18 protein-coding genes are annotated in these 21170 nt (G+C 69.6%); 15 read left to right on the top strand and 3 right to left on the bottom strand.

The window, feature by feature from the left end; translation table 11 throughout:
* The first annotated feature begins 84 nt into the window (after positions 1 to 84).
* The 10 genes from ACTWQF_RS01060 (at position 85) to ACTWQF_RS01015 (ending at position 11144) form a co-directional block, all read left to right on the top strand.
* A complete protein-coding gene (locus ACTWQF_RS01060; RefSeq protein ID WP_443276145.1) occupies positions 85 to 876 on the top strand; it encodes an enhanced serine sensitivity protein SseB C-terminal domain-containing protein in 792 nt (263 codons plus the stop codon).
* A gap of 318 nt (positions 877 to 1194) precedes the next feature.
* Complete coding sequence (locus ACTWQF_RS01055) at positions 1195 to 2193, top strand: ABC transporter permease (protein ID WP_443276144.1); 999 nt, start codon at positions 1195 to 1197, stop codon at positions 2191 to 2193.
* Positions 2194 to 2261: 68 nt separating this feature from the next.
* On the top strand, positions 2262 to 4013 hold the full coding sequence (locus ACTWQF_RS01050) for an ABC transporter substrate-binding protein (protein WP_443276142.1): 1752 nt from the start codon (positions 2262 to 2264) through the stop codon (positions 4011 to 4013).
* 152 nt (positions 4014 to 4165) lie between these two features.
* Positions 4166 to 5164 (top strand): ABC transporter permease, encoded by a 999-nt coding sequence (locus tag ACTWQF_RS01045; protein WP_443276141.1) that lies wholly within the window; start codon positions 4166 to 4168, stop codon positions 5162 to 5164.
* Positions 5161 to 6384: an ABC transporter ATP-binding protein gene (locus tag ACTWQF_RS01040; protein ID WP_443276139.1), complete on the top strand. Its 1224-nt coding sequence runs from the start codon at positions 5161 to 5163 to the stop codon at positions 6382 to 6384. The genes ACTWQF_RS01045 and ACTWQF_RS01040 overlap by 4 nt, the downstream gene beginning before the upstream one ends.
* Before the next feature lie 26 nt (positions 6385 to 6410).
* Positions 6411 to 7499 carry an ABC transporter ATP-binding protein gene (locus ACTWQF_RS01035; protein WP_443277518.1) on the top strand — a complete coding sequence of 363 codons (1089 nt, stop codon included), beginning with the start codon at positions 6411 to 6413 and terminating at the stop codon, positions 7497 to 7499.
* Between the two features lie 175 nt (positions 7500 to 7674).
* Positions 7675 to 8367 carry a trimeric intracellular cation channel family protein gene (locus ACTWQF_RS01030; RefSeq protein ID WP_443276137.1) on the top strand — a complete coding sequence of 231 codons (693 nt, stop codon included), beginning with the start codon at positions 7675 to 7677 and terminating at the stop codon, positions 8365 to 8367.
* 24 nt (positions 8368 to 8391) lie between these two features.
* Positions 8392 to 9243: a thioesterase family protein gene (locus ACTWQF_RS01025; protein WP_443276135.1), complete on the top strand. Its 852-nt coding sequence runs from the start codon at positions 8392 to 8394 to the stop codon at positions 9241 to 9243.
* Between the two features lie 87 nt (positions 9244 to 9330).
* Positions 9331 to 9807, top strand: a complete 477-nt coding sequence (locus ACTWQF_RS01020) for a Dps family protein (RefSeq protein ID WP_443276133.1) — start codon at positions 9331 to 9333, stop codon at positions 9805 to 9807.
* Positions 9808 to 9956: 149 nt separating this feature from the next.
* On the top strand, positions 9957 to 11144 hold the full coding sequence (locus ACTWQF_RS01015; protein ID WP_443276132.1) for a cysteine desulfurase family protein: 1188 nt from the start codon (positions 9957 to 9959) through the stop codon (positions 11142 to 11144).
* Positions 11145 to 11186: 42 nt separating this feature from the next.
* On the opposite strand, the gene ACTWQF_RS01010 is transcribed toward ACTWQF_RS01015, so the two are convergent.
* On the bottom strand, positions 11187 to 11954 hold the full coding sequence (locus ACTWQF_RS01010) for an N-acetylmuramoyl-L-alanine amidase (protein WP_443276130.1): 768 nt from the start codon (positions 11952 to 11954) through the stop codon (positions 11187 to 11189).
* A gap of 55 nt (positions 11955 to 12009) precedes the next feature.
* Here ACTWQF_RS01010 and mnmA point away from each other — a divergent pair, with 55 nt between their 5' ends.
* Positions 12010 to 13152 (top strand): tRNA 2-thiouridine(34) synthase MnmA, encoded by a 1143-nt coding sequence (mnmA, locus tag ACTWQF_RS01005; protein WP_443276128.1) that lies wholly within the window; start codon positions 12010 to 12012, stop codon positions 13150 to 13152.
* Between the two features lie 19 nt (positions 13153 to 13171).
* On the opposite strand, the gene ACTWQF_RS01000 is transcribed toward mnmA, so the two are convergent.
* Positions 13172 to 13696: a TIGR00730 family Rossman fold protein gene (locus tag ACTWQF_RS01000; RefSeq protein WP_443245253.1), complete on the bottom strand. Its 525-nt coding sequence runs from the start codon at positions 13694 to 13696 to the stop codon at positions 13172 to 13174.
* Positions 13697 to 13823: 127 nt separating this feature from the next.
* Positions 13824 to 15497: a glycine/sarcosine N-methyltransferase gene (locus tag ACTWQF_RS00995; RefSeq protein ID WP_443277516.1), complete on the bottom strand. Its 1674-nt coding sequence runs from the start codon at positions 15495 to 15497 to the stop codon at positions 13824 to 13826.
* Between the two features lie 358 nt (positions 15498 to 15855).
* On the opposite strand from ACTWQF_RS00995, the gene ACTWQF_RS00990 reads away from it, so the two are divergent.
* The 4 genes from ACTWQF_RS00990 to ligA all read left to right on the top strand — a co-directional run bounded on the left by ACTWQF_RS00990 (position 15856) and on the right by ligA (position 20926).
* Positions 15856 to 16887 carry a rod shape-determining protein gene (locus ACTWQF_RS00990; RefSeq protein ID WP_443245018.1) on the top strand — a complete coding sequence of 344 codons (1032 nt, stop codon included), beginning with the start codon at positions 15856 to 15858 and terminating at the stop codon, positions 16885 to 16887.
* 76 nt (positions 16888 to 16963) lie between these two features.
* Positions 16964 to 17653, top strand: coding sequence for an SDR family oxidoreductase (locus tag ACTWQF_RS00985; protein WP_443276126.1), 690 nt, complete (start codon positions 16964 to 16966; stop codon positions 17651 to 17653).
* 4 nt (positions 17654 to 17657) lie between these two features.
* A complete protein-coding gene (locus tag ACTWQF_RS00980; RefSeq protein WP_443276125.1) occupies positions 17658 to 18704 on the top strand; it encodes a methionine synthase in 1047 nt (348 codons plus the stop codon).
* Between the two features lie 14 nt (positions 18705 to 18718).
* Positions 18719 to 20926: an NAD-dependent DNA ligase LigA gene (ligA, locus tag ACTWQF_RS00975; RefSeq protein ID WP_443276123.1), complete on the top strand. Its 2208-nt coding sequence runs from the start codon at positions 18719 to 18721 to the stop codon at positions 20924 to 20926.
* Positions 20927 to 21170: the final 244 nt, after the last annotated feature.

Genomic DNA, 21170 nt, shown 5'->3' with positions numbered 1-21170 from the left:
CCGGCCCGCTCTTAAGCTGGTTGGATAGCGGTGAGGGGCGACGAGTCGGGCAGGAACGGCGGCAGTGGTGGAAGGGCGGCCCAGGTGAGCGCGGGTGGAAGCGTCGAACAGCTCCTGCGACGGGTTTCGCCCGGCGCGCTGGACACCTACGAGACCTATGAGGCCCTGCTCCAGGCGCTCGCGGGCAGCCAGGTGTGGATGCTGCTGTGGAACGGCCAGGCCGGTTCCCCCGACGCGCAGTACGGCAACATGGAGGTGGCCGGGTACGGTTACGCGCCCTGTGTGACCTCGGCCCAGGAACTGGCGGCCTCCGGCTGGAACCGCGCACACGAGGTCGTCGGCGGCCGGGACATCGCCGCGGCCCTCTTTCCCGACCGCTGGGGAATCTGGCTGAATCCGCACGCTCCCGGCGGCGGTGTGGGCATCCCGTGGCTCGATCTGCGACGGATCGCGGTGGGCCTCGACCAGCTCCCGGCCGGGCCACTGCGGATCACCGAACCGACCCTGGAGATCCCGCAGTTCTTCGCGCTGCTGACGCAGAACGCGCACCACACGCCCGTCGTCCGCTCGCTGCGCCGCGCCTGGGTGCGTCCCGCGATGGGCGTTCCGTATCTGGCCGTCGGGCTGGACCTCTACGACAACAGCCCGGCGTCCGTGGAGGCCGCGCGGCGGATGATGGCCCAGTCGGTCACCGCGGTGCCGGACGGACTGCCCGTCTCCAGCGTCGGCATGGCGGACGACTACGACCCTGTGGCGATGTGGATGCGCAGTCAGTGCCGGCCCTTCTTCGACCGGGACCCGCATGCTCCCGCAGGCTACGACGCGTCCCGCCCGCCCGCTCCCGGCTTCGGTTACGGCTACCCTCGCCCCTTCTGAGCCGGGGTCGAAATTCGGGCACGTTTTCGGCGTCGCCGGCTGTCCCAGATCCGGACAAACTCCCAGGTCTTACACCGCTCAACGTCAACATGCGTCCGCATAACGGAACATGGTGCGTCACATCACAGTTGAGCATCCTTTCCCGAAGAGGTCTGGCGACTGATCGAGAGCCCGATGAAGACTCCGCGGTAATAAGCCGCCAGGGGGCCGATGTCCGGCCTTCCGCCGTAACGGCTTGCGAACGTCTTCAGAATTTTGACCGCTACAGCGGTGTGCGTGGACTGGTCAACTGCCGGTCGAGAAGGGGTCCCCAACACGATGACGGCACCACTGCACGAGGAAACGGCCGCGGGAACCGCGGTCGTGGAGCCGGCCCTCAACAAGGCCGAGAAGGCGATCGAGGGCCGCTCACTCGGCCGGATCGCCTGGGAGCGGCTCAAGCGTGACAAGGTGGCGCTGATCGGCGGCACGATCGTGCTGCTGCTGGTCCTGGTCGCGGTCTTCGCGCCGGCGATCGCAGCGCTGACCGGGCAGTCACCGAACGAGCGTCACGAGGACCTGATCGACCCGCTCTTCAGTACGCCCAAGGGCGCACTGGGCGGTATGTCCGGGGATCACCTGCTGGGTGTGGAGCCGGTCAGTGGGCGCGACATCCTCGCCCGCATCGTCTACGGGGCGCGCGTCTCGATCCTCGTCGGCTTCCTCTCGGCCTTCGTCGCCGTCATCTTCGGCACCATCCTCGGCACGCTCGCCGGGTACTTCGGCGGCTGGCTGGACGCGCTCATCAGCCGCGTGATGGACATGCTGCTGGCCTTCCCGCAGCTGCTGTTCATCATCTCGCTGATCTCCGTCATGCCGAACGACCTGCTCGGCCTGACCGGCACGGGCGTGCGGCTGCTGGTGATGATCCTGGTCATCGGCTTCTTCGGCTGGCCGTACATCGGCCGTATCGTGCGCGGCCAGGTGCTCTCGCTGCGCGAGCGGGAGTACATCGAGGCGGCCCGCAGCCTGGGCGCGGGGCGCGGCTACATCATCGGCAAGGAGCTGCTGCCCAACCTGGTCGCGCCGATCACCGTCTACATGACGCTGATGATTCCGACCAACATCCTCACCGAGGCCGCGCTCAGCTTCCTCGGCGTGGGCGTCAAGCCGCCGACCGCCTCCTGGGGCTCGATGCTCTCGGACGCCGTGACGTACTACGAGTCCGACCCGATGTACATGATCATCCCCGGCGTCGCCATCTTCATCACGGTGCTCGCCTTCAACCTCTTCGGTGACGGCGTACGCGACGCACTGGACCCGAAGGGCACCCGTTGATCCCCCAACCCAGACCCCGGCCCCGCCCAGCCCGTGCGGGCCGTGACCTACCACGGAGGTTGCGAGACGTGACATCTCTACGCGCATCGACGCGCCGATTGGCCGCGCTGTCGGCCGTCACCGCCGCCACGCTGCTGGCCACCACGGCCTGCGGCGGGGGCGACGGCGACGGCGGGGGCGGCGGCGAATACAACGCGGGTGTCAACAAGGTCGCCAACGCCTCGAACAAAAAGGGCGGGACGCTGAAGTTCGTCGGTGTCCAGGACGCGGACTCCTGGGACACCACCCGGATGTACTACGCCTTCGCCTTCGACTTCGCGCGCTACTACAGCCGCCAGCTGGTCAGTTACAACCCCAAGCCGGGCAAGAAGAGCGTCGAACTCAAGCCGGACCTGGCCACCGACCACGCCCAGATATCCGACGACGGCAAGACCTACAAGTACACCCTCAAAGACGGCCTGAAGTGGGAGGACGGCAAGCCGATCACCGCCCAGGACGTCAAGTACGGCATCGAGCGCCAGTGGGCGCAGAAGACCCTCTCCGGCGGTCCCACCTACCTCAAGGACGTCCTCGACCCGGACGGCAAGTGGAAGGGCCCCTACGACGACAAGGGTGGCTTCGACGGCATCAAGACGCCGGACAAGAAGACCATCGAGTTCCATCTGGCGAAGCCCAACGGTGACTTCGAGCAGATGCTGGCGATGCCCACCAACTCGCCGGTGCGCAAGGACAAGGACACCAAGTCCAAGTACACGCTGCACCCCTTCTCCTCGGGCCCGTACAAGTTCAAGTCGTACACCCCGAACAAGTCGCTGCTCCTGGAGCGCAACAAGCACTGGAACAGCAGCAGCGACCCGCTGCGCAAGGCGCTGCCGGACAAGGTCCAGGTCACGCTGCTCACCAACCCGGACGAGCGCGACAAGCGCCTGATCAGCGGTGACGCCGACCTCGACCTCAACCAGCGCGGTATGGAGGTCCAGGGCCGGCAGACCGCGCTCAAGCAGCACAAGGGCAACGTCGACAACCCGGACACCGGGTTCATCTCGTACGTGGCCTTCCCGCAGAGCGTGAAGCCGTTCGACAACATCCACTGCCGCAAGGCCGCCATCTACGGCACCGACCACAAGTCGGTGCAGACCGCGCGCGGTGGCCCGACCGCCGGCGGTGAGCTGGCCGTCAACATGCTGCCGCCCGTGGTCCCCGGCCACAAGGCCAGCGACGACCAGTACGGCATCCGCAAGAACGGTGGCAAGGCCAACATCGCCAAGGCCAAGGAAGAGCTCAAGAAGTGCGGTAAGCCGAACGGCTTCAGCACCACGCTCGCCGTGCGCAACACCGACAAGTCCGATGTGAAGTCCGCCGACTCCATCCAGGCGTCGCTGAAGAAGGTCGGCATCAAGGTCGAGATCGACCCGTACGACGGCGCCCAGGGCTCCTCGATCGTCGGTAACCAGTCCACGGTCAAGAAGAAGAACTACGGCATGGTTCTCTACGGCTGGGGCCCGGACTTCCCCAGTGGCCAGGGCTACGGCATCGAGCTGTGGCACAGCTCGAAGATCCGCGACAACGGCAACAACAACTACGCGCTGATCGACGACAAGAAGATCGACAAGGGTCTCGACGACGCGATCGCCGAGATGGACCCGGACAAGGCCGCCGAGAAGTACGCCAAGGTCAACAAGGACGTCATGGCAGGCGGTTACTACCTGCCGCTGACCTACATGAAGATCGTGCAGTGGCGCTCCGACCGGCTCACCAACGTCTACGCGGCCGACTCCTACAGCGGCTGGTACGACTTCGCGTCCCTCGGCGTCAAGTGACCCCCAAGGTCACTGTGTCCGCCACCGACATCACCATCTGACGGCGCCACCCGCCGCTGGCACGAAGGGCAGGTGAAGGCCGCTACGGCGGCCCGGCCGCCCGCTCCCTGACCGGGAGCGGGCCCGGGCCGCCGACGGGCGGCCGGAGAGCAGTGCTCACATACCTCATCAGGCGGCTGTTCGCCGTCGCAGTGATGCTGGTCGTCATCATCCTGGCGGTCTTCTGCATCTTCTTCCTGATCCCCAAGTGGACGGGGATCGACCCGGCAACCATGTTCGTCGGCAAGCAGGCCGACAAGGACAGCCTCGAAGCCGTCCGCCAGAAGCTCCAGCTGGACGATCCCGTCCTGGTACAGCTCTTCGAGTTCTTCAAGGGCCTCCTGGTCGGCCGGGACTACTCCGCCGGTGGCGAGACCACGCACTGCTCGGCCCCCTGCTTCGGCTACTCCTTCCGTACCGAGCAGGAGATCTGGCCGGTGCTGACCGACCGGCTCCCGGTCACGCTCTCGCTCGCGCTGGGTGCGGCCGTGATCTGGCTGCTCATCGGGCTGACCGTCGGTGTGCTCTCCGCGCTCAAGCGGGGCAGCCTGTGGGACCGGCTGGCCATGACCGGCGCGCTGGCCGGCGTCTCGCTGCCCGTCTACTTCACCGGCCTGCTCTCGCTGGCCGTCTTCGCCTACCAGCTCGACCTGGTGAGCAACTCCTTCACCCCGTTCGGCGAGAACGCGGGCAAGTGGTTCAGCGGCATGATCCTGCCCTGGATCACCCTCGCCTTCCTCTTCGGCGCGATGTACGCCCGGCTGACCCGGGCCACCATGCTGGAGGTGATGGGCGAGGACTACATCCGGACCGCCCGCGCCAAGGGGCTCAAGGAACCGGTCGTCATCGGCAAGCACGCCATGCGCTCCACCATGACGCCCGTCCTCACGCTCCTCGGCATCGACATCGGCGCCCTGATGGGCGGCGCGATCCTCACCGAGACCACCTTCAGCATCCCCGGACTCGGGCAGGCCGTGCTCAAGGCGATCACCGACCGCGACCTCCCGCTGATCCTGGGCGTCACCCTCATCACCGCAACCGCCGTCGTCATCGCGAATCTCATCGTGGACCTGCTGTACGGCGTGATCGACCCACGAGTGAGGCTGGGATGACAGACCACGAGCACAAGTCCCACAAGGACAAGCCGGAGACCGCCCCCGACGCCGGGCCGAAGACCGTCGAGGACACCCCGCAGGGCGCCGTGCCCGCGGCTGCGGCAGCCGACCTGGGCAAGGGATCGGACCTGACCGGCTCCGGTACCGCGACCGGCGAGCCCGAGCTGGACAAGCAGCCGCCCACGGCCTTCCTCGAAGTACGTGACCTGCGGGTGCACTTCCCCACCCAGGACGGCCTCGTCAAGTCCGTCGACGGCCTCTCCTTCACCCTGGAGAAGGGCAAGACCCTCGGCATCGTCGGCGAGTCCGGCTCCGGCAAGTCCGTCACCTCGCTCGGCATCATGGGCCTGCACACCGTCGGGCAGTACGGCCGGCAGCGCCCGCAGCTCTCGGGCGAGATCTGGCTGAACGGCCAGGAGCTGCTCGGGGCCGATCCGGAGTCGGTGCGCAAGCTGCGGGGCCGCGAGATCTCCATGATCTTCCAGGACCCGCTCTCCGCGCTGCACCCCTTCTTCACCGTCGGCCACCAGATAGTGGAGGCGTACCGCGTCCACAACAACGTCGACAAGAAGACGGCACGCAAACGCGCCGTCGAACTCCTCGACCGGGTCGGCATCCCCGAGCCGGGCAAGCGGGTGGACAGCTATCCGCACGAGTTCTCCGGCGGTATGCGCCAGCGCGCGATGATCGCGATGGCGCTGGTCAACAACCCCGAGCTGCTGATCGCCGACGAGCCCACCACGGCGCTGGACGTGACTGTCCAGGCGCAGATCCTCGACCTGATCCGGGATCTGCAGAAGGAGTTCGGCTCGGCCGTCATCATCATCACCCACGACCTGGGCGTCGTCGCCGAACTCTCCGACGACATCCTGGTGATGTACGGCGGGCGCTGCGTCGAGTACGGCACCGCCGAGCAGGTCTTCTACGAGCCGCAGCACCCCTACACCTGGGGGCTGCTGGGCTCCATGCCGCGGATCGACCGGGACCGGTCCGACCGCCTGATCCCGGTCAAGGGCTCGCCGCCCAGCCTCATCAACGTCCCGTCCGGCTGCGCCTTCAACCCGCGCTGCCAGTACGCGGACGTCCCCGGGGGCGACATTACCCGCACCACGCGGCCCGAGCTGCGCGAGGTGAAGCCCGGGCACCTGGCCGCCTGTCACATGGCGCAGGAGGACAGGGAGCGGATCTGGAACGAAGAGATTGCCCCGAAGCTGTGAGCGCCGTGAGTGAGGACGACGAGCCGATGACGAAACAGACCGCCGGCCAGGCCACCCTCGCCGAGCCGCGCGAGGGCGAGGCGCTGCTGAAGGTCAGCGGCCTCAAGAAGCACTTCCCCGTCACCAAGGGCCTCTTCAAGCGGCAGGTGGGTGCGGTGCTGGCGGTCGACGGCCTCGACTTCGAGGTCCGCGCCGGCGAGACCCTCGGCGTCGTGGGCGAGTCCGGCTGCGGCAAGTCCACGATGGGCCGGCTGATCACCCGGCTGCTCGAACCGACCGGCGGCCACATCGAGTTCGAGGGCAAGGACATCACCCACCTGGGCGTCAGGGGGATGCGCCCGATGCGACGCGACGTCCAGATGATCTTCCAGGACCCGTACTCCTCGCTGAACCCCCGGCACACGGTCGGCGCCATCGTCAGCGCGCCGTTCAAGCTGCAGGGGGTGCAGCCGGAGGGCGGCGTCAAGAAGGAGGTCCAGCGGCTGCTGGAGGTGGTCGGGCTCAGCCCCGAGCACTACAACCGCTACCCGCACGAGTTCTCCGGCGGTCAGCGTCAGCGCATCGGCATCGCCCGCGCGCTGGCACTCAGCCCGAAGCTGGTGGTGGCCGACGAGCCGGTCTCCGCGCTGGACGTCTCCATCCAGGCGCAGGTCGTCAACCTCTTGGACGACCTCCAGGAAGAGCTCGGCCTGACCTACGTGATCATCGCGCACGACCTGTCGGTCATCCGCCACGTCTCGGACCGGATCGCGGTGATGTACCTGGGCAAGATCGTGGAACTGACCGACCGGCAGTCGCTGTACGACACGCCCATGCACCCGTACACCCGGGCGCTGCTGTCGGCGGTGCCGGTGCCCGACCCACGCCGCAAGGCGGCGGACAGCCGGGAGCGGATCCTGCTGCAGGGCGATGTGCCCTCGCCCATGAACCCGCCGTCCGGATGCCGCTTCCACACCCGCTGCTGGAAGGCCACCGAGGTCTGCCGCACGAAGGAGCCTCCGCTGGTTCAGTTGGCAGCGGACCACAACGTCGCCTGCCACCACCCGGAGAACGCTCCGGACCAGGAGCCGGGGGACACCAAGCTGCTGCGCGAGGTCGGGGTCAGCAAGAGCTGATCCCTCCGGGGGGTGGGCCGAGTTTGCGAGCCCGGCCCAGCCCTCCGGCCCTCTCCGGTTTTTCCGGTGAGGGGGTGCCCCTGCCCGCCGTCGGCGGGGTGCGGGTTCGTGGTGGTCGAGCGCGCAGTTCCCCGCGCCCCTTCGGGGCACGTGCCGGTCCGGATACAAAGGTGCGGTGGAAACCCTTTTCAGCCCTCCGCTGCAGCACTGGCTGGACATCGCCGGCATCTTCGTCTTCGCCATCTCCGGCGCCCTGCTGGCCGTCCGCCGTAACTTCGATGTCTTCGGCATCGCCGTCCTCGCCGAGGTCACCGGCCTCGGCGGCGGTCTCTTCCGCGATGTCGTCATCGGCGCCGTGCCCCCGGCCGCCTTCACCGATCTCGGCTATTTCCTGACGCCGCTCGTCTCCACCGTCCTGGTCTTCTTCCTCCACCCGGAGGTCGAACGGATCAACAAGGCGGTGAACGTCTTCGACGCGGCGGGGCTGGGACTGTTCTGTGTGACAGGCACGCTCAAGGCCAACGAGTACGGCCTGGGTCTGACGTCGTCGGTCGTGATGGGCCTGGCCACGGCCGCCGGGGGTGGTGTGCTGCGCGACGTACTGGCCAACGAGGTGCCCTCCCTGCTGCGCTGGGACCGGGAGATCTACGCGGTCCCGGCGATCGTCGGCTCCAGCGCCGTGGCGCTGCTGATCCACCTCGACGCGGTGAGCCCCGGCAGCACGCTGGGCGCGGCCCTGCTGGCGTTCGTCCTGCGGCTGCTGGCCCTGCGCTACAACTGGCGTGCGCCCCGGGCGTGGAAGCGCAGCAGCGCGATGGTGGACGCCGAAGCGGCGAACGGCACATCCGATGCGCCTACCCACGGGTAACAAAGCCGGTGTACGGTTCCTCCCATGTCCGAGGCACCATCCCAGGTCACTCCGCCCGCCCCCACCGGCAGCAGCGAGTTCGACCGCGACACCATGGTCCGCACCCGCGAGCCCGGCGTACACGAGGCGCTGCTCTCCCCGGGCTGGGCGATAGGCAAGGCCCTCAATGGCGGCTACCTGCTGGCCGTTCTGGGCCGCGCACTGCGCCAAGCGCTCCCGCACCCGGACCCGTTCACCATCACGGCCCACTATCTGACCGCCACGGTGGCCGGCCCCGCCACCGTCCGCACCTCGGTGGCCCGCGCCGGGCGCACCGTCTCCACCGCCTCTGCCGGGCTCTTCCAGACGGACAGCCGCGGTACGGAGGTCGAACGTATCCGCGTCCTGGCCACCTACGGCGATCTGGACGCGCTCACCGACGACGTGCGGACCAGCGCCAAGCCCCCTGCCATGCCGCCGCGTGAGCAGTGCTTCCGCGCCACCGACCACCCCGGCGGTGACGCGGCCGTACCGGAGATGGGGCGCCGGCTCGATCTGCGGCTCGACCCGGAGACCTGCGGCTGGGCCCTCGGGGCGCCCAGCATGCGGGGCGAGATCCGGGCCTGGCTCGATCTCGCGGACGGCCGTGACCACGATCCGCTCTCGCTGCTGATGGCGGTGGACGCGCTGCCGCCCACCGGTTTCGACCTGGGCCTCACGGGCTGGGTGCCCACCGTCGAGCTCACCGTGCATGTGCGGGCCCGCCCCGCGCCCGGCCCGCTCCGCGTCGCCATCACCACCCGCAACCTGGCCGGCGGCTTCCTGGAGGAGGACGCCGAGGTGTGGGACACCGCCGACCGCCTGGTCGCGCAGTCCCGGCAGCTGGCCCGGGCGTAGCACGGACACGGGCGTGGCCGAGGTCCGCTTTCTCCGTATGTGCTTACTTTGGGGGAGAAAGAGACTGTCCGAGAGAAAGCGACGCACGTGACCTACACAGTGAAGAGCACGCTTCCCGAGTCGGATCTCAAGACCGTCGCCGAGGCGCTGCAAGGCACGCTGTTGGACCTGATCGACCTCTCCCTCGTCGCCAAGCAGATCCACTGGAACGTGGTCGGGCCGCGCTTCCGGTCCATCCACCTCCAGCTCGACGAGGTCGTCGACACCGCCCGCCAGTACTCCGACACCGTCGCCGAGCGTGCCTCGGCGCTCGGCATCAGCCCCGACGGCCGCTCGACCAGCGTCGCAGGGGGCAGCGCGATCGCCACCGTCAAGGAGGGCTGGCTCCCCGACAACGATGCCGTCCGCCTCATGGTGGAGGCCCTCGGCGCCGTCATCACCAAGGCCCGCGAACGTATGAAGGCCGTCGGCCCCGTCGACCCGGTCACCGAGGACGTCTTCATCCAGCTCACCGGCGTCCTGGAGAAGGAGCACTGGATGTTCCAGGCGGAGAACCGCGGCTGAGGCCCCGTCGCCCTCTCCCCGGCGGCGGCCCCGGCCGATTTCCGTCGGGGCCGCCGCCGAGCCCGCTCAGGCTTCTGCCGCCCGGACCGGGCTCTGCGCTGCTACGCGCCGGTCGTGCGCCCCGTGGGGAACCGTAGGATTGGGGAACCATGGCTGACTCCGCCCACCCCGCCTATCTCGACCACGCCGCCACCACGCCCATGTGGCCCGAAGCGGTGCGGACGATGACCGAACAACTCGCGGTCGTCGGCAACCCCTCCTCGCTGCACGGCGCGGGGCGGCGTGCGCGGCGTACGGTCGAGGAGTCCCGGGAGTCGCTCGCGGCCTCGCTCGGGGCGCGGCCCGGCGAGGTGGTGTTCACCGCGGGCGGCACCGAGGCGGACAACCTCGCCGTGAAGGGGCTGTACTGGGCGCGCCGGGACCAGGACCCGCGGCGGACCCGGGTGCTGGCCGGCCCGGTGGAGCACCACGCAGTCCTGGACGCCGTCGAGTGGCTGGCCGAGCACGAGGGCGCGCGCCTGGAGTGGCTGCCGGTGGACGGGTACGGCCGGGTGCATCCCGAGGCGCTGCGCGAGGCCATCGAGCGGGACCCCTCCGACATCGCGCTGGCCACGGTGATGTGGGCGAACAACGAGATCGGTACCGTCAACCGGGTGCCGGAACTCGCCCAGGTGGCCGCCGAGTTCGACGTACCGCTGCACTCCGACGCGGTGCAGGCGTTCGGCCAGCTCGACCTCTCCTTCGAGGAGTCGGGGCTGGCCTCGATGGCCGTCACCGGGCACAAGATTGGCGGCCCCTACGGCGTCGGTGCGCTGCTGCTGCGGCGCGAGTACGCGCCCGTACCGCTGCTGCACGGCGGCGGCCAGGAGCGGCACGTACGCTCCGGCACCCTGGACACCCCCGCCGTCGCCGCGTTCGCCACGGCCGGGCGGGTGTCCGTCGAGCGGCGGGCCGACTTCGTCCGCGAGGTGGGCGCGCTGCGGGACGCCCTGGTGGCGGCCGTACGCGACGCCGTGCCCGACGCGGTGCTCAACGGCGACCCCGACCCGGCCGGACGGCTCCCGGCCAACGCGCACTTCTCCTTCCCCGGCTGCGAGGGCGACTCGCTGCTGCTGCTCCTGGACGCGCAGGGGATCGAGTGTTCGACCGGGTCGGCGTGCACGGCAGGCGTCGCCCAGCCCAGCCACGTACTGCTGGCCACCGGCACGGAACCCGACCTGGCCCGGGGCACGCTCCGCTTCTCGCTGGGCCACACCAGCACCGAAGCGGACGTGGACGCACTGGCCAAGGCGATCGGCCCGGTCGTGGAGCGCGCCCGTACCGCGGGGCTCAGCTAGGCACCGGCCGAGCGGGCCACCGACCGGGGCCGGCCGCGGGGATCACTTGTTCCGCAGCGTGCTCTCGACCTTCATCTCCGTACGCACCAGCCGCAGATATTTGTCCCAGTCCCAATGCCGGCCCGGGTCCGTGTGGTCGGCGCCGGGGACCTCGTTGTGGCCGAGGATGTGCCGGCGGTCGGCCGGGAAGCCGTAGCGGGAGCAGATCCCGGCCGTCAGCTTGGCGGAGGAGCGGTACATGGCGTCCGTGAAGTCCTGCGGACGGTCTATCCAGCCCTCGTGCTCGATGCCGACGCTGCGCTCGTTGTACTCCTTGTTCGACGCGTGGAAGGCCACATCCAGCTCACGGATCATCTGGATGATCTCTCCGTCGTGGCAGACGATGTAGTGCGCCGCGGCCTGGTGAGCCGGGTTGCGGAAGACCTTCACGGCGGCTGCGGCGCTGCCCTGGGTGACGTGGATGATCACCCGGTCGATGCCGAAGTCGGCGGGCCGGTCCCCGCGGCGCAGGTTGCCGTCCGCGGCGGCCACCCACCGGGCGCGGTCGTCGTCCACCTCGCCCTCCATCCGGGGTTTGTCGTTCCCCGGCATCCGCCACCACCAGCGCTTGAGCTCCTGCTGGGTGGCCACCCCGAGCACGCCGAGGCCCAGGGCTGTGCTGCCCGCGATCAGCAGCCTGCGCCGGGCGACGCCGCGCTCGCGCCGACCGCCCTCGTTCCGGCCCTCGCCGTCGCCGGAGCCCCGGCTGCCTTCGCCGGGTCCGGGCTCGCCGGAGCCGTTCGTCCGTTCTTCGTCCGCCGCCTGTCCCATACGCTCCCTAACGCGTTCGGGTCATCGGGTCGTTCCGTCTACCCTGGAGGGCGCTATGACTACTGCATCCTCGCGGGGGACAGCCTCCGCGCGCCCGCTGCGTGTGCTGGCCGCCATGTCCGGCGGTGTCGACTCCGCCGTCGCGGCGGCCCGCGCCGCCGAGGCCGGACACGACGTGACGGGCGTGCATCTGGCTCTGTCCGCCAACCCTAAGTCGTTCCGTACAGGTGCGCGCGGCTGCTGCACCATCGAGGACTCGAACGACGCACGCCGCGCCGCCGACGTCATCGGCATCCCCTTCTACGTGTGGGACCTGGCTGAGCGCTTCCGCGAGGACGTCGTGGAGGACTTCGTCGCGGAATACGAGGCAGGTCGTACGCCCAATCCCTGCCTGCGCTGCAACGAGAAGATCAAGTTCGCCGCGCTGCTGGACAAGGCCCTCGCGCTGGGCTTCGACGCGGTGTGCACCGGCCACTACGCCACTGTGGTGACCCGTGAGAACGGGCGCCGGGAATTGCACCGGGCGAGTGACGCGGCCAAGGACCAGAGCTATGTCCTCGGCGTGCTGGACGAGCGGCAGTTGGCCCACGCGATGTTCCCGCTGGGCGACACGCTCACCACCAAGGAGGAGATCCGCACCGAGGCCGAGCGGCGTGGCCTTGCCGTCGCAAAGAAGCCCGACAGCCACGACATCTGCTTCATCGCCGACGGCGACACCCAGGGCTTCCTCTCCTCCCGGCTGGGCCGGGCCGAGGGCGACGTCGTCGACGAGTCCGGCGCCAAGGTGGGCACCCACGACGGCGCGTACGGCTTCACCATCGGCCAGCGCAAGGGGCTGCGGCTGGGCCGCCCGGCCCCGGACGGCAAGCCGCGCTATGTGCTGGACATCTCCCCGGTCGACAACACAGTCACCGTCGGGCCCGCGGCCTCGCTGGACGTCGCCGCGCTCACCGCCGTACGCCCCCGCTGGTGCGGTGAGCCTCCCGCGGACGGCCCCCGCCCGTACACGGCACAGCTGCGCGCGCACGGCGCGGAGACGCCGGTGCAGGCGGAGCTGATCGGCGGCGAGCTGCGGGTACGGTTCGCCGAGCCGGAGCGCGGGGTGGCCCCGGGGCAGGCGATCGTGCTGTACGACGGCACCCGGGTGGTCGGCTCCGCGACGATCGACCGGACGGAGCGCGCGGTCCCGGCGGCCTGAGCCGGACGGCCGGAGGGGTTCAGGCCCCCAGCAGCTCCAGCGCCTGCGGGGCGTCGTCCGCGAAGGTGACCAGGTCCGAGAGGGGGATGGGCAGGAAGCCCTCGGCCTCCATCCGGGCCATCTGCTGCTTGAGGCCGTCGTAGAAGCCCGCGGTGTTGAGCAGCACCACCGGCTTGGCGTGCATACCGTGCTTGCGCAGCTCCAGGATCTCGGTCGCCTCGTCCAGCGTGCCGGTGCCGCCCACCAGGACCACGATGGCGTCCGCGCGGTCCAGCATGAGTGCCTTGCGCTCGGCGAGGTCGGCGGCGACGACCATCTCGTCGGCGTTCGGCCGGGCGACGTCGCGCAGGAACTCCACCGAGATACCGATCAGTCGCCCGCCTGCGTCCTGCACGCCGTCGGCCACGACCTTCATCAGTCCGGAGTCCGAACCGCCCCACACCAGGCTGTGGCCCCGCTTGCCGATGAGTTCGGCGAACTCGCGGGCCGCGTCGGTGTAGACGCTGTCGAGCTCGGCGGCCGAGCAGAAGACGCAGATGTTCATGGGTGCGGAGGAGACCATGACGCACAGCCTATGACCGGGCTCCGCGCGGTGGAAGCCGCCCTGCACCGGGCTGTCCGTCCTCCCCGGCCCGGGCCGGGGAGGACGGACAGGTGTCCGGCGCGGGGTGTCAGCCCTTCGTCAGGGTGAAGCGGAAGATGCCCCAGGTGAGACGGTGCTTCTGACCGCCGTCGACCCAGTGGGCGAGGCCCTTCTTCATCTGGCTCAGATAGTCGCTGCTGACCTTCGAGGCGAGCCCTTCGGCCTCCTGCCGCTCGGTCTCCTCCAGCACCCGCCCGTAGTGCGTGACGAGTTGCTCCCGCAGATCCTCGAACCCTTCGTGGGAGTCCTCGTGCTCGCTCGGGACGAAGCCGAGGCGGATGAGCTCACGCCGGTAGAAACCGGGGGAGCCCATGTCGTCGAGGTGGATGCGGTCCAGGATGGGCTGGATGGCGCCGAGATCGGTGCCGTCGGCGGCCATCGGGTCGGTGAAGACCAGCCGACCGCCCGGTTTGAGGACCCGCCGGATCTCCTCCAGTACGCGGAGCCGGTCCCCGCTGTGCAGGAACGCGTCCTGCGACCAGACCACATCCACGCTGGAGTCGGGGAACGGCACGCTCTCGAAGGAGCCGTCCACGACCTCGATCCGGTCGGTGAGACCGCGGGCCGCGTTGAGTTCCTTGTGGCGCTGGTTCTCCACCTCGCTGAGGTTGAGGGCCTGGACCGCGCAGCCGAACGTTTCGGCGAGGTAGCGGGCCGAGCCGCCGAAGCCGGAGCCGAGGTCGAGGACGCGGGACTCCTTGGCGAGGCCGAGCCCGGAGGCCATCCGCTCGACGGTGCGGCGGCTGGCGTCGGCGATGGGCTCCTTCGCATCGGAGTAGATGCCGACGTGAATATCCTCGCCGCCCCACACGGATGCATAGAAGGCGTCGGCGTCCGGGGAGTTGTAATAACTCCGCGCCGTATTCACAGCACCGCCGTAAGGGCCTTCTTCCTGATCCTCCATCCGGTATTCCTTCTCCGCGACATGCACGAAGAAGTCGGGCTGCTCGTCCCGGTAGGTGTGCTGGAAGTCGCCGTACGTCTCGATGCGCTGGAACCCGACCTCGGACATGAGGCGCCGCGTGTAGTCCTTGCGGAGCGGGAACATGTTGAGGTGGTAGACCGAACTGTCCGGGAAGCGGTACCGCATGCGGCACAGCCCCTCGTCCATGTATTCCGGCTCGACCGCGACGTCTTCGCCGCAGTAGTAGTACGTGTGCTTGCTGGAGTAGCCGCGATCGAGAATCGCGTCGTAGTTGCGCTGATCCAGGATGAGGATTCCGTCGTGCTTCAGCATCGCGTAGAACTCGGCCAGCGCCTTGCGCCGGTCGCGTTCCGAGAACAGATGCGTGAAGGAGTTGCCGAGGCACACGATGGCGTCGTACTCACCGTGAACGTCCCGGTTGAGCCACCGCCAGTCGGCCTGGACGACCCGCAGGATGTGGTCGCCGTTCTTCATTCCGTTCTCGAACGCCATCGCGAGCATATCGGCGCTGCCGTCCGCGCTCACGGTTTCGAAGCCGGCTTCCAACAGCCGTACGGAATGGAACCCGGTCCCTGTCGCGACGTCGAGGACGCTCCTTACGCCCCGCTTTCGCAGCAGGTCGATGAAGAAATTTCCCTCGCTCTCCGCTCGCTTCTCCCAATCTATGAGAGAATCCCACTTCTCCACGAAGCTGGGGACGTATTCCTCTGTGTAGTGTCCGGTTTCCCGAACCTCGACGGGGTTGTCTCCGAATTCCTGAGCCGGTCGCGCGGAAATGACGAAACCTCCAGTGGTAGAGACGGTGGCCCATGGCGCGGTCTCCGAGGACGCACCAGGCTTTGGGCTCGGTGAACCGCGCGTGGTCTCCGGTGCATAGCTATCCACCCCCCGCAGATCTATGCCACCAACTCTCGGGAGCACGCGTGCGATTGTCCGGAAAACGCGCTCCGACCAGCGCCTTTCCGATTCCAGATTCCCGGCGGGCCGGTGCGGGCCACCTGCCGCAGCAAACAGGACAGTTGGGTATGCTGCGGCTGGCAGCACCACAATTCGGCACGACTCGTGCCAGCCCTCACAACCTCGTTACAACCACGTACAACTTCGTACAACACCGCACCGAACATGGTGAGTACACATGGCTAAGCGCACCCACTCCGCCCTCACCGGCGCCTCCTCTCCGTTCCGCGGCCGCGACATCGGCATAGACCTCGGCACGGCCAACACGCTGGTGTACGAGCGCGGACGCGGCGTCGTCCTGAACGAACCCTCCGTCGTCGCGATCGACACGAACACCGGGAAGGTGCTCGCCGTCGGCGCCCAGGCCCGTCAGGCCGTGGGCCGCACCCCGGGCTCCATCACCGCCACCCGCCCCCTCAAGGGCGGCGTGATCACGGACTTCGAGGCGACGGAGGGCATGCTGCGGTACTTCATCCGCGCGGCCCGCGACGGCAAGGGCCGCGGCCGGTCGCCCCGCGTGGTGGTGTGCGTACCCAGCGGCGTCACCGGTGTCGAACGGCGCGCTGTGCTGCAGACCGCCAGCCGGGCCGGCGCCCGCTCGGTGCGGCTGATCGAGGAGCCCATAGCGGCCGCGATCGGCGCCGGGCTGCCGGTGCACGAGGCACGCGGCTCGATGGTCGTGGACATCGGCGGCGGCAGTACGGAGATCGCCATCATCTCGCTGGGCGGCATGGTCGTCGCCCGGTCGGCGCGGGTGGCGGGCGACGCGCTGGACGCGGCCATCGCCTCCTGGATCGAGCGGGAGTACGCCATCGCCGTGGGCGAGCGGACCTCCGAGGAGATCAAGATGTCCCTCGGCAGCGGCGAGTTCGTACCCGTACGCGGCCGGGACAAGCACACCGGTATGCCCAAGGTCGTCCAGCTGGCGCCCGAGGAGATCGTCGAGGCCGTGGAACGCCCGGTGCGCTCCATCGTGGCGGCCGTGCAGGCGGCCTTCGAGGAGTGCCCACCGGAGCTGTACGGCGACATCATGGAGCGCGGCATCGTGCTGACCGGCGGCGGCGCGCTGCTGCACGGTCTGGACGAGCGGCTGATGAAGGAGACGGGCATGCCGGTGACGGTGGCCGACGAGCCGCTGGGCTGTGTGGCCCTGGGCACCGGCCGCTGCCTGGAGGAGTACGACAAGCTGGAGTCGATCTTCGCGGCATAGCCGGCGCGCCGCGGGTGCGGGCTCGGGGCGCGGGCCGCTCGGTGGGCGGACCGGCCCGGTGCGGGATCATGGGGGCATGGCAACACACGTGATCACAGGCGCGGGCTCCGGAATCGGGGCCGAGGTGGCGCGCCGCCTCCAGGACCGCGGCGACACCCTCTACCTGCTGGCCCGCGACGCGGGCCGCGCCAAGGAGCTCGCCGACCGGTTCGACGGCGCACACACGCTGGTCGGCGACCTGGCCGAACCGGGGCGGCTCTCCTGGGCGTTCGGGCATCAGCAGCTCCCCCAGGACGTCGACTCGCTGCTGCACATCGCAGGCGTCGTCGAGCTGGGGTCGGTGGGCGAGAGCACCCCCAAGCTGTGGCAGGCCACTCTCGCCGCCAACCTGGTGGCACCCGCCGAACTGACCCGGCTGCTGCTGCCGCAGCTGCGCCGCTCCCGCGGCCATGTCGTCTTCGTCAACTCGGGCGCGGGGCTGCGCGCCAACCCCGAGTGGGGCGCGTACGCGGCCAGCAAGCACGGCCTCAAGGCGCTGGCCGACGCGCTGCGCGGCGAGGAGAGCGGCAACGGCGTCCGCGTCACCTCCGTCTACCCGGGCCGCACCGCCACCCCGATGCAGGAGAAGGTGCACCGCCAGGAGGGCAAGGAGTACGACCCCGGCAAGTGGATCCCCGTCGAGGCGGTGGCGACCACCGTTCTGACGGCCCTGGATCTGCCCAGGGGCGCGGAGGTCACGGACCTGAGCGTGCGGCCCGGAGGCTGACCCGGTGAGTGACAACAACGCGCCCCTCCCTTGGGGCCCCGCGGCGGCAACCGGAATCGGGTCGATGCCCGGCACGGACGCCCGAGAGGCGGCCAGGACGGTCACCGGCGCATTCGAGGCGCCGGAGCACCTGCCGTACCTCCCGGAGCTCCCCGCCAGGGGACCCGGCGCGGACATGCTGGGTCGCACCACGGGGCTGCTGGCCGAGCTGTACGTCCATCTGGAACCCAGCGGATGGCGGATCAGCGACCGGCCGGGCCGCGACACCCGCCGGGCGCGTGCCTGGCTGGGCGAAGACCTGGACGCCCTGGAGGAGTTCACCCAGGGGTACGGCGAGGGGGACCGCCCGCGGGGGATCAAGGTGTCGGTCGTCGGCCCCTGGACGCTGGCCGCCGGCCTCGAGCGGCGCAACGGCGAGGCCATGCTGGGCGACCACGGTGCTGTCCGCGATCTGGCCGCCTCGCTCGCCGAAGGGCTGGCCGGGCACTTGGCGGAGGTACGCCGCAGAGTGCCGGGCGCCGTCCCCGTGCTGCAACTGGACGAGCCGTCCCTCACCGCCGTGCTGCGCGGCAGTGTGCGTACGGCCAGCGGTTACCGCACCCATCCGGCCGTGGACCGGGCGGTGGTCGAATCGACGCTCCGCGAACTGCTGGCGGTCCACGACGGGCCCACCGTCGTGCACTCGTGCGCCCCGGACGTGCCCCTCGGGCTGCTGCGCCGGGCCGGGGCCGACGGTATCTCCCTGGACCTCTCGCTGCTCACCGAGCGTGATGACGAGGCGGTCGGTGAGGCCGTGGAGGGCGGCGTGACGCTCTTCGCGGGTGTCGTACCGGCCACCGAGCCGGCGAGCGGGGCATTGTCAGACCCTGCCGGTAGCGTCGGGGGTGTCAGGTCGTTGTGGCGCAGGCTCGGGCTGTCTCCGGGTCTGCTGACCGAGTCCGTCGTGGTCACCCCCACCTGCGGGCTCGCGGGAGCCTCGCCCGCGTACGCGCGAGGGGCGCTCGTCCACTGCGCCCGGGCGGCACGAGCACTCGCTGACAACCCTCAGTGACGGGAGGACCTACGGTGGCCGGCGAACAAGACGTGACGGTCTCCGCTGAGACGCGCGATGAGCACCAGCGCCTCGCGGAGCAGATCGAGGAACACCGCTTCCGGTACTACGTCAAGGACGCCCCGGTCGTCAGCGACGCCGAGTTCGACCGGCTGCTGCGCGAGCTGGAGGCCCTGGAAGAGGAACACCCCTCCCTGCGCACCCCGGACTCGCCGACCCAGAAGGTCGCCGGGCAGTACGAGACGGAGTTCACGGAGGTCGCCCACCGGGAGCGGATGCTCTCGCTGGACAACGCCTTCGACGACGCGGAGCTGGGCGAGTGGGCGGACCGGGTGGCACGCGAGCTGGAAGGGGTGGACTACCACTTCCTGTGCGAGCTCAAGGTCGACGGCCTCGCCGTGAACCTCACCTACGAGCACGGGCGGCTGACCCGCGCGGCGACCCGTGGCGACGGCCGTACCGGTGAGGACATCACGCCCAACATCCGTACCATCGCCGACGTCCCCGAGCGGCTGACCGGCGACGGGCTGCCGGAGCTGGTCGAGGTGCGTGGCGAGGTGTTCTTCCCCATGGAGCGCTTCCAGGAGCTGAACGCCCGGCTGGTCGAGGCGGGCGAGAAACCGTTCGCCAATCCGCGCAACGCCGCGGCCGGCTCGCTGCGCCAGAAGGACCCGCGGGTGACGGCCACGCGCCCGCTGCACATGGTGGTGCACGGCATCGGCGCGCTGAAGGGCTTCGCCAAGGAGGACTTCGCCCGCCTCTCGAACGTCTACCACCTGCTGCGTGAATGGGGCCTGCCGACCTCGGCGCACGCCGCTGTGGTGGACGGGCTGGAGGGCGTACGCGAATTCATCGCCCACTACGGCGAACACCGGCACTCGGTGGAGCACGAGATCGACGGCGTCGTCGTCAAGCTGGACGAGATCCGCCTCCAGGGCCGGCTCGGCGCCACCTCGCGGGCGCCCCGCTGGGCCATCGCGTGGAAGTACGCGCCGGAAGAGGTCAACACCAAGCTGGTCGACATCCGCGTCGGTGTGGGCCGCACCGGCCGGGTGACGCCGTACGCGGTGGTGGAGCCGATCACGGTGGCCGGCTCCGAGGTCGAGTTCGCCACCCTGCACAACCAGGACGTCGTCAAGGCCAAGGGCGTGCTCATCGGGGACACGGTCGTGCTGCGCAAGGCGGGCGATGTCATCCCCGAGATCCTGGGCCCGGTCGCCGATCTGCGGGACGGCAGCGAGCGGGAGTTCGTGATGCCCGCCGAGTGCCCCGAGTGCGGATCGCCGCTCCAGCCCATGAAGGAGGGCGATATCGATCTGCGCTGCCCCAACGCCCGCTCCTGCCCGGCCCAGTTGCGCGAGCGGCTGTTCTATCTGGCGGGCCGCAAGGCGCTGGACATCGAGCACTTCGGCTACGTCGTGGCCAGCGCGCTGACCCAGCCGCTGGAGCCCAAGAATCCGCCGCTGCGCGACGAGGCCGGGCTGTTCGACCTGACCGTCGAGGACCTGCTGCCGATCGTGGCGTACGTCGTCGATCCGGACTCCGGACTGCCCAAGCGCGACCCCAAGACCGGCGAGGAGAAGACCGTCACCCTCTTCGCCAACCAGAAGGGCGAGCCGCGGAAGAACACGCTGGCGATGCTGGAGAACATCGAAGCCGCCAAGAACCGCCCGCTCGCCCGGATCATCACCGGGCTGTCCATCCGGCACGTCGGCCCGGTCGCCGCCGAGGCGCTGGCCCGCGAGTTCCGCTCGCTGCAGCGGATCGCCGAGGCCGAAGAGGAAGAGCTGGCCGCGACCGAGGGCGTGGGGCCGACCATCGCCGCCTCCCTCAAGGCATGGTTCGCCGAGGACTGGCACCGCGACATCGTGGAGCGGTGGAGAGCCGCCGGAGTCCGGATGGAGGAGGAGTCCACCGGCGAGCAGGGGCCGCGCCCGCTGGCGGGACTGACCACGGTCGTCACCGGCACCCTCGCCTCCTACACCCGGGACGGCGCCAAGGCCGCGCTCCAGGAGCAGGGTGCCAAGGTCACCGGATCGGTGTCGAAGAAGACCGACTTCGTCATCGTGGGGGAGAACCCTGGCTCGAAATACGACAAGGCGGTGCAGGCGAAGGTGCCGATTCTGGACGACGACGGGCTCGCCGTCCTGTTGGCCGAGGGGCCCGAGGCCGCCCGGGGGGTGGCGCTGGCCACTGAGGAAGGGGAGGAAGCGGACGCCTGACGGCGGACTGGGCCACCAGGGGTAAGTCCGGGACAATCCCCAACGCACCTGCCTCGTACTGACGTTCACGCACAGGCCACATCCAGCCACCCGCGCCCCGCCCCTCACGCGCCCGGACCACGGCCGTCGGTGACCAGCAGCCTTACGACACACCGGAGTTGGGCACGATCGGCATAGACGCATTCAGGGCAACAGCGGCCGATCGCTGCCCCTCTCCCCAGGCAGCGGCCTACTGTTGACATAG

The sequence above is a fragment of the Streptomyces sp. 8N114 genome (assembly GCF_052245835.1).
Lineage (GTDB): Bacteria > Actinomycetota > Actinomycetes > Streptomycetales > Streptomycetaceae > Streptomyces.
The sequence above is the reverse complement of the archived record's forward strand: the minus strand, read 5'-3'. Positions and strand labels throughout refer to the sequence as shown.

What these genes read in the sequence shown, in the direction of transcription:
- ACTWQF_RS01055 (WP_443276144.1), top strand. Translation starts at nt 1,195, where the DNA reads ATGACGGCACCACTGCACGAGGAAACGGCCGCGGGAACCGCGGTCGTG.
- ACTWQF_RS01040 (WP_443276139.1), top strand. Translation starts at nt 5,161, where the DNA reads ATGACAGACCACGAGCACAAGTCCCACAAGGACAAGCCGGAGACCGCC.
- ACTWQF_RS01035 (WP_443277518.1), top strand. Translation starts at nt 6,411, where the DNA reads ATGACGAAACAGACCGCCGGCCAGGCCACCCTCGCCGAGCCGCGCGAG.
- ACTWQF_RS01025 (WP_443276135.1), top strand. Translation starts at nt 8,392, where the DNA reads ATGTCCGAGGCACCATCCCAGGTCACTCCGCCCGCCCCCACCGGCAGC.
- ACTWQF_RS01015 (WP_443276132.1), top strand. Translation starts at nt 9,957, where the DNA reads ATGGCTGACTCCGCCCACCCCGCCTATCTCGACCACGCCGCCACCACG.
- ACTWQF_RS01010 (WP_443276130.1), bottom strand. Translation starts at nt 11,954, where the DNA reads ATGGGACAGGCGGCGGACGAAGAACGGACGAACGGCTCCGGCGAGCCC.
- mnmA (WP_443276128.1), top strand. Translation starts at nt 12,010, where the DNA reads ATGACTACTGCATCCTCGCGGGGGACAGCCTCCGCGCGCCCGCTGCGT.
- ACTWQF_RS01000 (WP_443245253.1), bottom strand. Translation starts at nt 13,696, where the DNA reads ATGAACATCTGCGTCTTCTGCTCGGCCGCCGAGCTCGACAGCGTCTAC.
- ACTWQF_RS00990 (WP_443245018.1), top strand. Translation starts at nt 15,856, where the DNA reads ATGGCTAAGCGCACCCACTCCGCCCTCACCGGCGCCTCCTCTCCGTTC.
- ACTWQF_RS00985 (WP_443276126.1), top strand. Translation starts at nt 16,964, where the DNA reads ATGGCAACACACGTGATCACAGGCGCGGGCTCCGGAATCGGGGCCGAG.